At 70.8% G+C, this 14,266-nt stretch carries 10 protein-coding genes; 8 read left to right on the top strand and 2 right to left on the bottom strand.

The window, feature by feature from the left end; translation table 11 throughout:
* Nucleotides 1–55: 55 nt before the first annotated feature.
* Together AB0D28_RS25645 and AB0D28_RS25640 are read right to left on the bottom strand one after the other, a co-directional pair.
* The gene (locus AB0D28_RS25645; RefSeq protein WP_357389759.1) at nt 56–1,030 is read right to left on the bottom strand and encodes an aminoglycoside phosphotransferase family protein; all 975 of its coding nucleotides are present in this window, start codon (nt 1,028–1,030) and stop codon (nt 56–58) included.
* Nucleotides 1,030–2,403, bottom strand: a complete 1,374-nt coding sequence (locus AB0D28_RS25640) for a tetratricopeptide repeat protein (RefSeq protein WP_357389757.1) — start codon at nt 2,401–2,403, stop codon at nt 1,030–1,032. The genes AB0D28_RS25645 and AB0D28_RS25640 overlap by 1 nt, the downstream gene beginning before the upstream one ends.
* Before the next feature lie 849 nt (nt 2,404–3,252).
* On the opposite strand from AB0D28_RS25640, the gene AB0D28_RS25635 reads away from it, so the two are divergent.
* The 8 genes from AB0D28_RS25635 (at nt 3,253) to AB0D28_RS25600 (ending at nt 14,155) form a co-directional block, all read left to right on the top strand.
* Nucleotides 3,253–3,990: a GPP34 family phosphoprotein gene (locus tag AB0D28_RS25635; RefSeq protein WP_357389755.1), complete on the top strand. Its 738-nt coding sequence runs from the start codon at nt 3,253–3,255 to the stop codon at nt 3,988–3,990.
* 37 nt (nt 3,991–4,027) lie between these two features.
* Nucleotides 4,028–5,521, top strand: coding sequence for an APC family permease (locus AB0D28_RS25630; RefSeq protein ID WP_357389753.1), 1,494 nt, complete (start codon nt 4,028–4,030; stop codon nt 5,519–5,521).
* A 14-nt stretch (nt 5,522–5,535) separates the two neighbouring features.
* Nucleotides 5,536–6,234, top strand: a complete 699-nt coding sequence (locus AB0D28_RS25625; protein ID WP_357389751.1) for a GNAT family N-acetyltransferase — start codon at nt 5,536–5,538, stop codon at nt 6,232–6,234.
* 83 nt (nt 6,235–6,317) lie between these two features.
* On the top strand, nt 6,318–6,476 hold the full coding sequence (fxlA, locus tag AB0D28_RS25620) for an FxLD family lanthipeptide (RefSeq protein ID WP_357389749.1): 159 nt from the start codon (nt 6,318–6,320) through the stop codon (nt 6,474–6,476).
* A gap of 98 nt (nt 6,477–6,574) precedes the next feature.
* The gene (locus tag AB0D28_RS25615) at nt 6,575–9,682 is read left to right on the top strand and encodes a lantibiotic dehydratase (protein ID WP_357389747.1); all 3,108 of its coding nucleotides are present in this window, start codon (nt 6,575–6,577) and stop codon (nt 9,680–9,682) included.
* Nucleotides 9,679–10,959 (top strand): lanthionine synthetase C family protein, encoded by a 1,281-nt coding sequence (locus tag AB0D28_RS25610; protein ID WP_357389745.1) that lies wholly within the window; start codon nt 9,679–9,681, stop codon nt 10,957–10,959. The genes AB0D28_RS25615 and AB0D28_RS25610 overlap by 4 nt, the downstream gene beginning before the upstream one ends.
* A gap of 14 nt (nt 10,960–10,973) precedes the next feature.
* Complete coding sequence (gene fxlM / locus AB0D28_RS25605; RefSeq protein WP_357389743.1) at nt 10,974–13,034, top strand: methyltransferase, FxLD system; 2,061 nt, start codon at nt 10,974–10,976, stop codon at nt 13,032–13,034.
* Entirely contained in the window at nt 13,031–14,155 is a 1,125-nt protein-coding gene (locus AB0D28_RS25600; protein ID WP_357389741.1) for a hypothetical protein, read from the top strand. The genes fxlM and AB0D28_RS25600 overlap by 4 nt, the downstream gene beginning before the upstream one ends.
* Nucleotides 14,156–14,266: the final 111 nt, after the last annotated feature.

Here is a 14,266-nt window from a genome sequence, read left to right as displayed (position 1 = left end):
CGACGGCCCTGTCGACGCGGGTGCCGCCTGCACGGGCACCGGTAGGGCCGGGCCCTTACCGGTAACGACACCAGGTCGCCTTCAGATCACCGGAAAAGAGTGACCTGAGTCGGTGGGCAAGCTGCTTGGCCACGTCTGGGCGGCCAGCGAGAGCATCAATCGTGCTCGTGACAAGTTGCAGCTCCCGAACGCCTCGTAGGACCGGCCAGCCCGTCCAGGTGGTGAGGTCCACCCCGTAGGCATCGACGAAATCCTCATAGTCGATCCGGGATCGCCCGAATCGGGTGGCGCCATGGGCGGTGGGCACGAGATCCCATTCCCGCGGACCGAGGCACACCCCGTCCAGGTCGCAGAGCAGAGGTGTTGGACTGCTCGCCCCTTGGCCCGGCAGAGGCAGGAGGATGTTCCCGGTGTGAGCATCGCCGTGGATCACACCCGGAGGCAACTGCCAAGCCACCCGATCGAGATCCTCTTCGGCACGGTCGCAGCGCCAGCGGAGATCACGCAACAGATCCTGGGCGCTGAGCCCCAACTCAGTCCTCGACCATCCCTCCAGGTCGTCAGCCTCGCGTGGCGGCAGCGATGCGGCGGCGTCCAGACGGCGGCGGAACTTCGGGATCGGCGACCAGCGCGGCAACGGCACATTGAGCTGTTCAAGACCGTGTAGGGCGCGCAACGGCATGGCCAGGTCGACAGGCCTGGGCTCATCGCGAACCGTGGGAACGTACTGCCAGGCCGTCGCGACCCACTCCCCGCTGAAGATCGGTTGGCAGGCGACGCCGGAAGAGATCCGCACAGTCGGCATCCCCGCCTTCTCCAAGCACTGAGCGACCGGGACCACGCGTTCCGCCAGCGTGAAGGCGTGGGGGCCGGCAGCAAGTCGGATCACGAACGGCGGCGCCTCGAACACCGCGTTCATCGTGTACTTCACGAGCCTGGCGCTATCCGGCTCAATGCCGAGCTGCGCACAAACGTCGGCCAGATGGACACGAAGCTCTGAAGCGACAGCGTCGCTGAGCGCGGTGGTCATCAGCCCGCCCGCAACTCCGTTAGCCGACTGCCGAGAGCGGCGAGCGCCGGCTCCCGCTCGGCCTTTGGCGCAGCAAGCGTCCAGAGCGCGTCCAGACGATCGTTGACACGGGCCGACCGCATTCCGTCCGCCACCAGCCCCACCGCCTTCGTGCCGTACTCGCCAGCGGTTGCGAGATCACCGGCAAGGATACCCGCTGTGGCGACGGAGATCGTGTCGAAGATGAACGATCGTCGGTCCTGGGGCCGGCGAAGCTGCACCGCCTGGTAGGAGTGCTCGGCGGCACGATCCACGTATCGAACGTGTTCCGGATGACGGGCGAGGGCGGAGTAGACGACGGCTGAGATCCCGTGTGCGTCAGCTTCGGTAAGCGCAAAGTGGGTCCAGGCGGGCGCCGTGTCCGGGTCGGCCCGGTCGAGCTCCCGCCGTGCCCGGGAAAGGCTGTCGACGACCTGGTGGTCGGCTCCGAGGAGGGCGTAGGCCCAGGCGGAGTTGGCGTGCAGTATGCCGACGCTGGCATGGCACCCGGCCTGCTGTGCGGCGAGCTGACCGAGGCCGAACAGCTGGAGCGCCTCCGCCGGTTGCCCTTGGTGGAGACTGACCCTACCCAGGCGGTACAGCGTGTTGGCCAGCAGCGGGAGCGAGTCGGTCTGTCGCGCGAGGACGAGGCTCTGGGTGAGGTGCCGGCGGGCCATGTCGTGATCGTCGAAGTCGTGCGCCACCCAGCCGACGAGGTTGTGCAGTTCGGCAAGCGCTGTACGGAGGTCGACAGCGACGGCATCGGCGCACTTCACCTGCAGGAGCTGAGTCGCCCATGCCACGTAGCCGCACGCGGATTGCAGGCACCGGCCGCCTCCGGCGGCGGCGTCGAGCCGGCGGTGGAAGGCGGTAACGGCGCGAACGGTAGCTACCTCGTCCGGACCGACGGTGGCCGGGAGGGCGGTCTTCTGGGAGTTGGGCAGCCAGCGTTCCACGCCTTCGGGTATCGCTCCTACCGCGATGCTGGCGACGACTCCGAGCAACTCGTGGGGGTCGAGGGGCCCAGCGCTTCGGGCCGGCTCAGGAGCGTCACCCCGCCGATGGTGGAGTGCCTGTTCGTCGAGAGCAAGCCCCATGAAGTGACGCGGGATGGACAGCCCCTCGGCGATCCGCTCCAGCACCGTGTAGTCGGTGACGATACGGCGCCCAGCTGCGATCTCTGAGACCCGGCTGGCGCCCAGCCCGGTCGCCGTCGCGATCGCAGACCAGCTGAAGCCCCGTTCCTTGAGGAAGCCGAAGACCGCCGCCATGTCGTGACGCGCGAGGTGTACGCGTATCGCCGCGCCGCGAAACGTGCCCTCGTGCCACCACTGCGGCCTGACGACCCGCTGCATGGATGGTCACTCCCTCCGACCGCGACTACTGCGCACAGTAGTCGCCCGCGGGTGAGATGTCCGGCCTGCCGCAGTTGACGCTGGCCGTCGTCTCACGGTGAGAGCCCCACCGTGGGGCGCTCACCGTTGGCTAGCTGAGCGACACAGCATCGACCAAGGTCATGCTGTGCAAGCCAGACGCCACCCCGATCCGAGGGTCCTCAGTCCGGGCTCCGTCGCCGACGGCGGGCAGGTTCCAACACTGGACCTCGTCGCCGACGTGGTTTCTCAGGTCGTAGATGGGCGCCGGCTTGGGGTGAGGGCTGCACGGAGCAGCATCGGCCGAGCGCGCGCCCACGACGGCCTACGCGCGTGCTCCGAATCCGAGACTGCTCATGTACATGAGCCGGGTGCGCGGTCGATGTCGGGTAGGGCCCGGCCGCGCACCTTGATGAGGAGGTGTCCGGATGACCCGCTTCGCATGGCCCGCCCCTCCGAAGCACTGCCAGTCGTACGAGTCGATCAGGAGCCGCGGCGGCGGAGCATCGTCCGCCGGAGTGACTGTAAAGGCGGTGACTCACATCCTCGTCCGGCCGCGCCGGGGATCGCCGCCGCAACGGCCAGGCCACACTCCCGCGCCGTGACTGGGGTCGAGGAGAGCGACCGGGCCGTCGACCGCTTCGACTCAGCCCGCAGGACGCTGCTTCAGCACGTCGCCGGTCGGATGTGTTTCCAGTGCCACGACGGCCGGTGCCTCCAGTACGAGTGGGCGGTGGCGGAGCTTTCCCGTCATCCCGCTGGCCTTCGCCTCCTCGTACAGCTCCAGCTTCTCGACCCCGTAGACGACACGATTCAGGAAGGCCGGCCGCGGTGAATCCAGCCCTCGGCGCCGCTGACGAGCACGCCGCCTCGTATGTCCGTTCCGAGCCTGTCCCGGTCCCCCGTCCGGTGCCCGCCGGCGCCGCCTCCGAGCGGACCAGCCGGATCGCGGACGAGTTCTTCTTCATGTGCCACGACGACCGGACCGGTCGCCCTCGGTTGTTCGACTCGGCGGTGGCGCACGGCCTGGCCGCTGGGCTGCTCGTCGAGCTCTACTACGGCGGGCGGATCACGTTCGAGCGCGGGCACGTGCGCGTCAAGGACATCCGGCCGCCGCAGGATTGGCTCCAGCACCTGGTCCTGGACCGGATCGCGGCCGAGCAGCAGCACACCGCGACACGGGTGTGGCTGGCCTTCCTCGGCTCGTCCGCCTACGAGCAGGTCGCCCAGCGGATGTGGCAGTCGGGTCTGGTGCGGCCGCAGCAGGCGGGCCCGTTCTGGCGGCAACGCACCCTGTACGTGCCGACCGACGTCAACACCGCGGCCTGGTCGTGGGCGCGGCTGTCCCAGCACCTGCGCAACGGCCGGAGCCTGAACGGCGTGGACCTCGCCCTGGCCGGCCTGGCGCTGCACACCCAGCTGGACACGACGCTGCTCGACGGCGCCTCGCTGGCGGTTCGCTCGCATCTGCGGCGGTTGGTCGAGCAGTCGTGGCCGCCGTTGCGGGATCTACTCGCCGATCTCGGCAGCGTCGTCGGCGGCGCGGTCCTGAGCCACCGCACCTCCTGACGGCAACACCCCATCCACTCTTCGTGAAAGAGACCTGATGTCGCATTCGACTACTGACACTGTTTCCGAGGTCCTGGCGCGCGGCCGGCTCGGGATCCCCTCGGTGGTGTTCTTCGTCATCGCCGCCGCCGCGCCGCTGACGGTGGTCGCCGGCGGTGCGACCACCGGCTACGCGGTCACCGGCGTGGCGGGTATTCCGGTGGCGTACCTTGTCGTCGCCGCCGTGCTGGCGCTGTTCTCGGTCGGGTTCGTGGCCATGTCCCGGCGGATCGTCAACGCCGGCGCGTTCTACACCTACGTCACCCGAGGACTCGGCCGTCCGGCCGGTGTCGGCGCGGCGATGGTCGCGCTGGTGGCGTACAACGCGATGCAGATCGGTCTGTACGGCGGGTTCGGCGCGGTCCTCGCGACGTTCCTGCGCGATCAGTACGGCCTGCACGTCACCTGGTGGGTGCCGGCGCTGATCGGGTGGGCCGTGGTGGCCGTGCTCGGCGTGCTGCGCATCGACCTCAACGGCAAGATCCTGGCGGTCATGCTCGTCGCCGAGTGCGCGGTCGCGCTGGTCTTCGACGCGGTGATGGTCGGGCACCCCGCCGGCGGGACGGTCACCTTCGACACCCTCGCCCCGTCGCACATCCTCGCCGCGGGTATCGGCGCCGCACTGGTCACGGCCATCACGGGTTTCGTCGGCTTCGAGGGCACTGTGGTGTTCTCCGAGGAGACCCGCGACCCACGTCGGACGGTCGCGCGGGCCACCTACATCGCGGTGGCCGCCACCGGCCTGCTCTACGGCCTGTCCGCCTGGGCGATGTCCGTCGCCACCGGCCCGGACAGGATCGTCGACGCGGCCCGCACCGACGGCACCGACCTCATCTTCAATCTCGTCTCACCGCACCTCGGGTCCAGCATCGTGACCGTCGGGCGGGTCCTGTTCATCACCAGTTTGTTCGCCGCGCTGCTGAGCTTCCACCACACCGTGGCCCGGTACCTGTTCGCTCTCGGCCGGGAGCGGGTCCTGCCCGGCGTACTGGGCCGGACCAGCCGCCGCACCGGCGCCCCGAAGGCCGGGTCGATCCTGCAGAGCATTCTCGCGGTGGTCGTCCTCATCGCCTACGCCACTGCCGGCGCGGACCCGATCGTGCACCTGTTCTTCTGGGTCACGGTGACCGGTGGCCTCGGCGTCCTGATCCTGATGACCGTCACCTCCGCCGCCGTGATCGGCTTCTTCGCCCGCATCGCCCACGGCGAGGGCTGGTGGCCGGCGTTCGTCGCGCCGCTGCTCGCCACGCTCACGCTGACCGGGTTCCTCGCCGCGACGCTACGGGAGTTCGACATCCTCCTCGGCGTCAGCGCGCACTCACCGCTGCGCTGGCTCTTCCCGGCCACCTACGCCATTGCCGCCCTCGCCGGCATCGCCTGGGCGTTGGTCCTGCGCGCAGTGCGACCGCAGGTCTATGACGCCATCGGACTCGGCGCCGACAGCGCCACCGCGCCCCTGCGCCGCACCGACAGCTTCCGCCTGCCGGTCTGAACAAGGAGCTCACCATGACCGTCCCCAGCACCGGCGTCAGCATCCGTCGCGCCACTCCCGCCGACACCGACCCCTTGGTCTCCGTACTCGTCGACGCGTTCTTCGACGGGCCGGTCGCCGACTGGCTGGTCCCCGACCACGACGACCGTCGCGCCGTCTACCGCCGGTACTTCACCCTCGTCCTGCGTCACGGTCTCACCCACGGCCACGTCGACACCACCACCGACCGGTCCGCCGTCGCGATCTGGTACGCCCGGCCCGAACCCCCACCCGCGGCGCCGCCGGAGCACCAGGCGGCGGTGGAAGCCGCCACCGGACCGTACGCGCCGAAGTTCACCCTCCTCGAGGCCATGTTCGACGTGTTCCACCCCCGCGAACCGCACCACTACCTCGCGTACGTGGCGGTCAGCCCCGACCAACAGAGCTCCGGCGTCGGAACCGCCCTGCTCGACAGCTACCACCGCCGGCTCGACGCGCTGGGGCTGCCCGCCTACCTGGAGGCCAGCAACATGCGCAACCGCAGGCTGTACCTGCGGCTCGGCTACCGGGCTGGACCGCCGCTGATCCTGCCCATCAGCGGACCCACGATCTGGCGAATGTGGCGCGGGCCGGCCGGAGCCGCCGGCACGGCGGCGTTTCCCGACACCGAGCAACGACCACGTCGGCGAACCCGGCCGACTGCCGCTTCAACCTCCGTCCGCATCGGGCGGTAGGGGTGACGCGTCACCGGGACGCGGCCACCCGGCACCACCTCGGGTCACCGCGGCCCGGGGAAATCTCGAGATTGGAGGAAGACATGTCCACCAGCACCGCGGAGCAGACCACGGCCACCGACGGCGGGGACTTCGACCTGGACGTCAACCTGCTGGAGGTGGCGGACGTCGCCGGCCTGGTCAACCTGACCGACGACGGCTGCGGCAGCACCTGCACCGCCTGCACCACAAACGTCGCCTGACCGACGAACCCTCCCCCAGGAAGGCCGGCCGGCGCGGCAACATGCCCCCATTCTCCGCGCCGGCCGGCACCCCGACCGACATCCACCCGAGGTGCAGCGTGCGCTCTCCCACAGGCTCTCCGGCATACCGGTCGACCGGTGCCGCGCTCGTCCGCGCGGCCGCCCACCCCGACATCGACCTGCCGCCGTGGCCCGACCTGACCGAACCACGCGACGCTCTCGTCCCCGGCTGGGTGGCATGGCTGCGGCAGGTGTGGACGAACGAAACCCTCGTCGACGCGATCAGCCACGCCAGCCCGGTACTCGCCGCGCAGGTCGCCAGGCTGTGCGCCGGCGAGGCCCTCACCGTCCGGGAGACCCGGCGGGTTATCCAGGCGGTCGCCCGCTACACGCAGCGCCTACGCGGCCGACCGACCCCGTTCGGTCTCCTCGCCGGGGTGGCACCCGCCGTGTTCGGGTCACGCTCGCCCACCCGATGGGGCACCGCACACCAGGCCATCGCCCGGGCGGGCGCCGCGTGGCTCGCCGACGTGATCACCCACCTGGAACGATGCCCGGACCTGGTCGCCCGGCTCCCGGTGGTCGCGAACAACACCATGACGGTACGCGACGACCGGCTCGTCCTGCCCTACCAGCCGCACGCTCGACCGCAGGGCACGACGGCTGTGGAGGTGTCGCTGCGGTACACCGCGCCGGTCCGCGCCGCGATCACCGCCGCCCACGCCCCGATCCGGGTGGAAGCACTGTCCGCGCGGCTGTGTGCCGCGTTCCCGCACGCCGCAACGGCGACCGTTGAGGGGATGCTCGCCGAGCTGATCACCCGCGGCGCGCTGATCACCAGCCTGCGCGCGCCCGGCACGGAACCCGACGCCCTGGCGTACCTGCTGCTCCAGCTCGACGACGTCGATGCCGGCGGCATCGCGGCGGTCGCCGACCTGGTCCGCGCCCTGCGCGACATGCACACCGCGCTGCGACGCCACCGCACCGCCCACGGCGCGGACGGCCGCGAGGCCCGCGCCCAGGTGACCTCCCGGATGCGCGCCCTCGGCGTCTCCGTCCACGAGCCTCTCGCGGTGGATCTCCGGCTGGACGCGTCGGTCACGCTGCCCGATCAGGTGGCGCGGGAGGTGGAACGCGCCGCCCTGGCGTTGACCCGGCTCAGCGCCCACCCCTACGGCACCGCGGCCTGGCGCGCCTACCACCAGCGCTTCTACGAACGGTACGGGATCGGCTCGCTGGTGCCGGTACGCGACGTCGTCGACCCGGACAGCGGTATCGGCTTCCCCGACGGATACCCCGGCACCCCAGCAGACGAGCCACGATCACCCCTGTCCCGCCGCGACGAGCTGCTCCTCGCCCTCGCCCAGCGCGCCGCCCTGGACGGCGCGGACGAGGTGCTGCTCGACGAGGAGCTGATCGCACAACTGGAGCTGGGGCCGCCACGGCTCCGGCTGCCGGCACACCTGGAGACGAGCGTCCGCGTGCACGCCGCCGACGAAGCCGCCCTGGCGCGCGGCAGGTTCACCGTCGAGGTGACCTCCGTATCCCGGGGCGCCGGCGGACTCACCGGCCGGTTCCTCAGCGTGCTGCGGGCGGTCGACGCGGCGAAGCTGGCCGCCGGCCTGACCGACCTGCCCACCGCCGATCACGGCACGGTGCCCGCCCAGATGTCGTTCCCGCCGCTGGATCCCGCGACCGCCCACGTCACCCGCGCCACGCAGATCCTGCCCACTGTCATCAGCCTGGCCGAGCACCGGCGCCCGAACCGGTCGGTACTCACCGTCGACGACCTGGCGGTGGGCTGCGACGGCCGACGCATGTACCTCGCCGCACCCGACCAGGGCCACCGCATCGAAGCCGTCGGCATGCACGCGCTCAACCTGCGCACCCACACCCCACCACTGGCCCGGTTCCTCATCGAACTCGGCCGCGCCCAGTGCGCCCAGGTCACCGCTTTCGACTGGGGCGCCGCCGCCCGGGCCAAGCTGCCGTTCCTTACCCGCATCCGCTACGGTCGCGCAATCCTCGCCCCCGCCACCTGGCGGCTGGAAGCTACCGAGCTACCCGACCGGCGGCAGCCCTGGTACGCCTGGGACGACGCCCTCGACCAGTGGCGGGCCCGCCGGCGCCTGCCCCGCCTGGTGCAGCTGGTCGAAGCCGACCGGCGCCTGCCGCTGGACCTCGACGAGTCCGCGCACCGCGTCCTGCTGCGCACCCACCTGCTCACCGCACCGCGAGCGGTCCTCGTGGAAGCACCCACCCCACAGGAACTCGGCTGGTCCGGCGGCCGCCCACACGAGGTCATCCTGACGCTGCACGCCACCGAGCGACCACCCTGGCCACCCTTGCCCACACCGATCCCGGCCCGCGTCATCGGACGAGACCAGTGCCTGAGCCCCGCCACCTCCCCGCTGCTGCTCGCGAAACTCTACGGAGACATCCGCCGACAAGACCTCCTCCTCGCCGAGCACCTGCCCCGACTGCTCACTGAGTGGGAGGTGCCGCCGGACTGGTGGTTCCTCCGGTTCCGCGACCCCGACCAGCATCTCCGCCTCCGCATCGCCCTGCCCGACCCGTCGGCATTCGGACCGGCCGCCGGACGTGTCAGCGCATGGGCCGACGATCTACGCCGACGTGGCCTGCTGCGGGAGATCCAGTACGCCACCTCCTACCCCGAGACCGGGCGGTGGGGATCCGGCGCGGCCATGCAGGCCGCCGAGGCGGTCTTCATCGCCGACTCCCACGCCGTCCTCACACAGCTACACCAGCCCGTCCGCCCGCGCCGACAGGCACTCGTCGCCGCGCAGATCGCCGCTATCGCCGTCGCCTACACCGGCAACGTCGACGCCGGCATGCGCTGGCTCATCGACCACGTACCCCCGACCGCGCCGCAGCCGATCGAGCGGCCGCTGTTCCGCGAAGCCGTACGACTCGCCCACCCCGGCGACGACTGGGCAGCACTGCGCGCTGTCCCCGGCGGCACCGCCATCGTCGAAGCCTGGAAGAACCGCGATATCGCCCTCGCCGTCTACCGGACCCACCTACCCGGACCGCACACCGACGGCATCAACAGCGACGACGTTCTCGGCTCCCTCATGCACGCCCACCACATCCGCGCGGTCGGCATCGACTTCGACGACGAAGACCAATGCCGCCACCTCGCCCGCGCCGCCGCCCTGGCCTACTTCGCCCGGAGCCGGCCATGACCCTTCCATACGAGAGCCACGACCTCGCTGTCGCAGTCGCCGACCTGCTCGCCCATCCCGACGACCCACGGCTGCCGATCCGGCAACCCTGGTGGCAGCAGTCACTCGCCCTCGGCGTACCCGGCATCGCCCTGCTCCACGTCGAGCTGGCAGCGGCAGGGCTAAGACCCTGGCAACGCGCCCACCAGTGGCTCACCGCCGCTACCAGCCGACCGGTAACGGCGGGCCCCGACAGCCACCCCTTCCACGGCGCACCCGCGCTCGCCCACGTCCTCGCCTGCGCCGCCACCCACCGGCCCGGCGCCTACGCCCGCGCGCTCGACGACCTCAACCGGGCGATAGCCGCGGACGCCCGGCGCCGCGTGACCGCCGCGCACGCCCGCATCGACGTCGGGGAACTACCGGCGCTCGCCGAGTTCGACGCCATCCGAGGATTGGCCGGGGTCGGGGCGTACCTGCTCCGCCGAGCACCCGACGGCGAGGCACTGGCCATGGTGCTCGGATATCTGGTCCGGCTGACGCAGCCACTCCGCGCCGGCAGCGAGGTGTTACCAGGCTGGTGGACCGGCAGCGGGCCCTCCGGCCGCGCCGACTCCCGATTCCCCGGCGGACACGGCAACAACGGCACGGCCCACGGCATCGCCGGACCCATGGCGCTACTGGCGCTCGCGGCCCTGCACGGCACTGTCGTCGACGGTCAGACCGCTGCCATCGCAACGATCTGCACCTGGCTCGACCGATGGCGCCACGACTCCACGACCGGTCCGCTCTGGCCGTACTGGATCACCAGAACGCAACTCCGGTCGGACCGCGCCGAGGTCCACCGCGTTCAGCGGCCGTCCTGGTGCTACGGCACGGCCGGGCTGGCGCGCGCCCAGCAGCTCGCCGCCCTGGCCCTGAACGATCCCGTCCGCCGCGCCGCCGCCGAAGACGCACTCGTCCGCGCTCTCGCTGACCCGTGCCAGCTCGCGGCGACCACCGACCCGTCGCTCTGCCACGGCCACGCCGGCCTGGCCCACATCGCGCACCGGATGACCGCCGACACCCTGCCCGACACCGCCGGGACGCTTGGCGTGCTGGTCCCTCGGCTTCTCGGCGCGCTCGACCCGGACGGCGCCGGGCCCCGGCGTACCGCAGCTGCCCTGGTCGCCGCGAACCCTGGCCTGCTCGAAGGCGCCGCCGGCGTCGCACTGGCGGCGCTCAGCTGCAGCAGCGCGGGCGCGCACACCAGCTCCTGGGACGCCTGCCTGCTCACCGCCCCATCGCCCATCCCCTGACGTGAGGACGCCGAATGCCAACGCCCGCCTGGCGGCAGTACACCATCGAGTTCCCCGACCCCACCGCAGCCGAGGACATCGCCGCCTCCGTCCTGGCCCCGGCGCTGGCCGCCGCACAGGACGAGGGCGTGCTGCACGGGTGGTGGTACGTCCGGAAGTACCCCACCTGGCGGTGGCGCTACCTTGCCGACGACCCGACCTCCCACCGCGTCGAGGATCTGCTGGAGACACTTGCGGGCCAGGACCGAATCACCAACTGGACCCGAGGCGTCTACGAACCGGAGACCCTGGCCTTCGGCGGGTCGGCCGGCATGCAGATAGCCCACGAGCTGTTTCATCAGGACAGCCGGCACCTGCTGCTCGACCTTTCTCCCGCCACCACGCTGGGAAGGCGAGAGCTCGCCGTGCTGCTGTGCAGCGTCCTGATGCGCGGCGCCGGTCTGGACTGGTACGAGCAGGGCGACACCTGGGCGAAGATCGCCGACCTGCGGCCCTCCCCCAGCCTCGCAGTGCCAGAGCAGGCCGCCGAACTGGCCCGAGCGATCAACCGGCTCATGACAGTCGACGCCCACAGCCTCGCGAAGACAGGCGGACCGCTCGTGGGGCTCGGCCCGTGGCTCGACGCCTTCGCAACCGCCGGCCAGGCGCTCGCCGACCTCGCTCGACACGGCCACCTTCGACGGGGGCTACGCGCCGTCATCGCACACCACGTCATCTTCCACGCCAACCGATGTGGCTTGTCCGTTCAGGACCAGTCCACCCTCGCCGCGCTCGCGGTCCGCAACGTCTTCCACCACACCACGAGGAGCACCGTGTCGATCGCAGAACCCACGCCCACGAGCACTAGCGTCGATCGAGTGACCAGCGACCCCGCCGACCTGCGCGCCGCGCTCACCGACGCACTGCGCGCCGGGAACATCATCCGCACGCCCGGCGTCGAGGCCGCCATCCGCGCCACCCCGCGGCACCTGTTCCTACCCGGCGTACCGCTGGAGCAGGCCTACGCCGATGCTCCCGTCTACACCAAGACCGACGGCCGAGGCGCCTCCATCAGCGCCGCCTCACAGCCACGAATCGTGGCAATGATGCTCGAACAACTCGACGTACGCCCCGGCCACCGGGTCATGGAAGCCGGCGCCGGCACCGGCTACAACGCCGCCCTGCTCGCCGCCCTCACCGGCGACAACGGACGCGTCGTCACCCTCGACGTCGACGAGGACCTCGTCGACGGGGCCCGCAAACACCTTGCCACCGCGGGCGTCACGAACGTGGACGTCATCCTCGGCGACGGAGCGCTCGGCTGCCCCGACGGCGCACCCTACGACCGGATCATCGCCACAGTCGGCGCCTACGAAACCCCGACAGCGTGGCTGGAGCAGCTCGCCCCGCACGGGCGACTCGTCGTACCGCTGCGCCTGCGTGGCGCCGCCTCCCGCTCGATCATCTTCGAGCGGTACGACGGCGGGTGGCGCGACCAGGGCAGCGAGCTGGCCGTCTTCATACCGCTGCGCGGCATCGGCGACGACGCCCGCCGGCAGGTGCCGATCACGCCCGAGCAGGACGTGATCCTCCAGGTGCACAAGGAACAGGACGTCGACACCGCGGCACTGGCCGGCGTGCTGGACACCGAGCGGCGCAAGATCTGGACAGACGTGTTCTTCCCACCGATGGTGCCGTACGAGTGGATGGACCTCTGGCTGGCCTGCCGGCTCGACAACGCCATCATGCGCATGAACGTCCAACCCGCAGCCATCGAACGCGGCGCCGTCACCCCGATGTTCCCGTGGGGCGCGATGGCCACCACCCGCGGCGCCGACCTTGCCTACCTCACCATCAGGCCAACGCCGACCAGACCCGGCGACAGCAGAATGTACGAGGTAGGCGTCATCGGTCACGGCCCGGACGGCGCAGGTCTCGCGGCTCTCGTCAGCGAGGAGATCCGCGTCTGGAATGCCACCTATCGCTCCCGGCGCGTCCGCTTCGAGATCCCCGACGCTCCCGTCGAGGCGGACCCCTCGGCCGGACGCTTCGTCCTTCCCCGGCCGCAGCACCCCATCACCGTCACCTGGCAGTGACCGTGGAGTCGGACAGCGCGCTGTTTCGGCGCTTCCCACTGGTCGCGCGACCACGGCCCATCGCCGGACCGTTGGCCGCCCGCATCGACGATCTGTGCGAGTTGGCGGAACGTGCCGCCCGAGAGGACGACCGAGCCGCGGCCTCGGCCGTCTACAACCAGGCCGCTCTCCTCGCCTCGGACTGCGGCCAGCCGAATCTGGCCCGTCGGTGGTGCCACGAGCATGCCGCCGCATACCTGCAGGCCGTTCCTCTGGATGCGCAGGCGGCACGCCACGCGTTGGAGCCCTTGCTCAATCTCGCCCGGCTGCACATTCGCGACCGCGACGGCGACGCCGCCCTTCGACTCCTCAAGACTCTTTTCGAGGCGGTGTCGTCACGGACGGACGTGGTGATCGACGGCCAGGCCCTGCCGGCGAGCCGGCTGACCCGCGGTGAGGACGACCACCGCGAGGTCAGGCGATGGCTGTGGAGCGTGCTCGTCGCGGAGGGTGCCCGCGCGTTGGCCGGCACGGGTCGATGGAACGAGGCGCATGAACATCTCCGGCGACATCACGGCATCGGCCGACGAATGCTCGACGGACGTCAAGTGGCGGTCATCGCGCGCTTGACGACCGGCGACATCGCGTCGGCCCGCTCGATGGTCGCGGCGACCGCCCCTGGCGAGCCCTGGGAGGACGCAGTCACCGCATGCCTGGCCTACCTGTGTGACACGTCTTCCCAGAAACACCTGAGACTCGCGATGGACGGTTACCTCAGACTGCAGCGAGCGAGGCCTCTCGCCATCTTCCAGGCCCGCCTCGGCATGACGCTCATCGACGCGGCCGGCGGAACAGCGGATGCACCGCTGCTGCGTCTCGCTGCGGCTCTGGTCGCAAACTGCGCCGCCTGGGGCGATGCTCGAGTCGCTCGGGAGATCCTCCGCCACCAGGGTATGGCGGCAGGCATCAGCCACCGCCAGGCAGTGCAGCTTGCGGGGATCGTGCTGAACAGCGGCCTCGGCCTCGGAGAGCTCCCGATCTTGGTGGAGGAGCGTCTCTCGAAGTCTCTCGCCCTGTGCTACGCGGCCTTGCGGAGCAGCTGTCAGCAAGAGGCTGAGAATCCCTCTGACGTCGAGATCTGACTACAGCTCGGGCCCTTTAAGAACTCCTAACGTTGGAGTTGGCGCCAGCAGATGAGGGCGCAGGCGAGGCTGAGGAAGGCTTCGTGGATGTCGTCGCGGATTTCCCAGCGG

The sequence above is a fragment of the Micromonospora sp. NPDC048169 genome (assembly GCF_040652815.1).
In the GTDB taxonomy this organism is placed as follows: domain Bacteria; phylum Actinomycetota; class Actinomycetes; order Mycobacteriales; family Micromonosporaceae; genus Micromonospora.
Note: the sequence above shows the minus strand (reverse complement) of the source record. Positions and strands in the feature narration are given on the sequence as shown.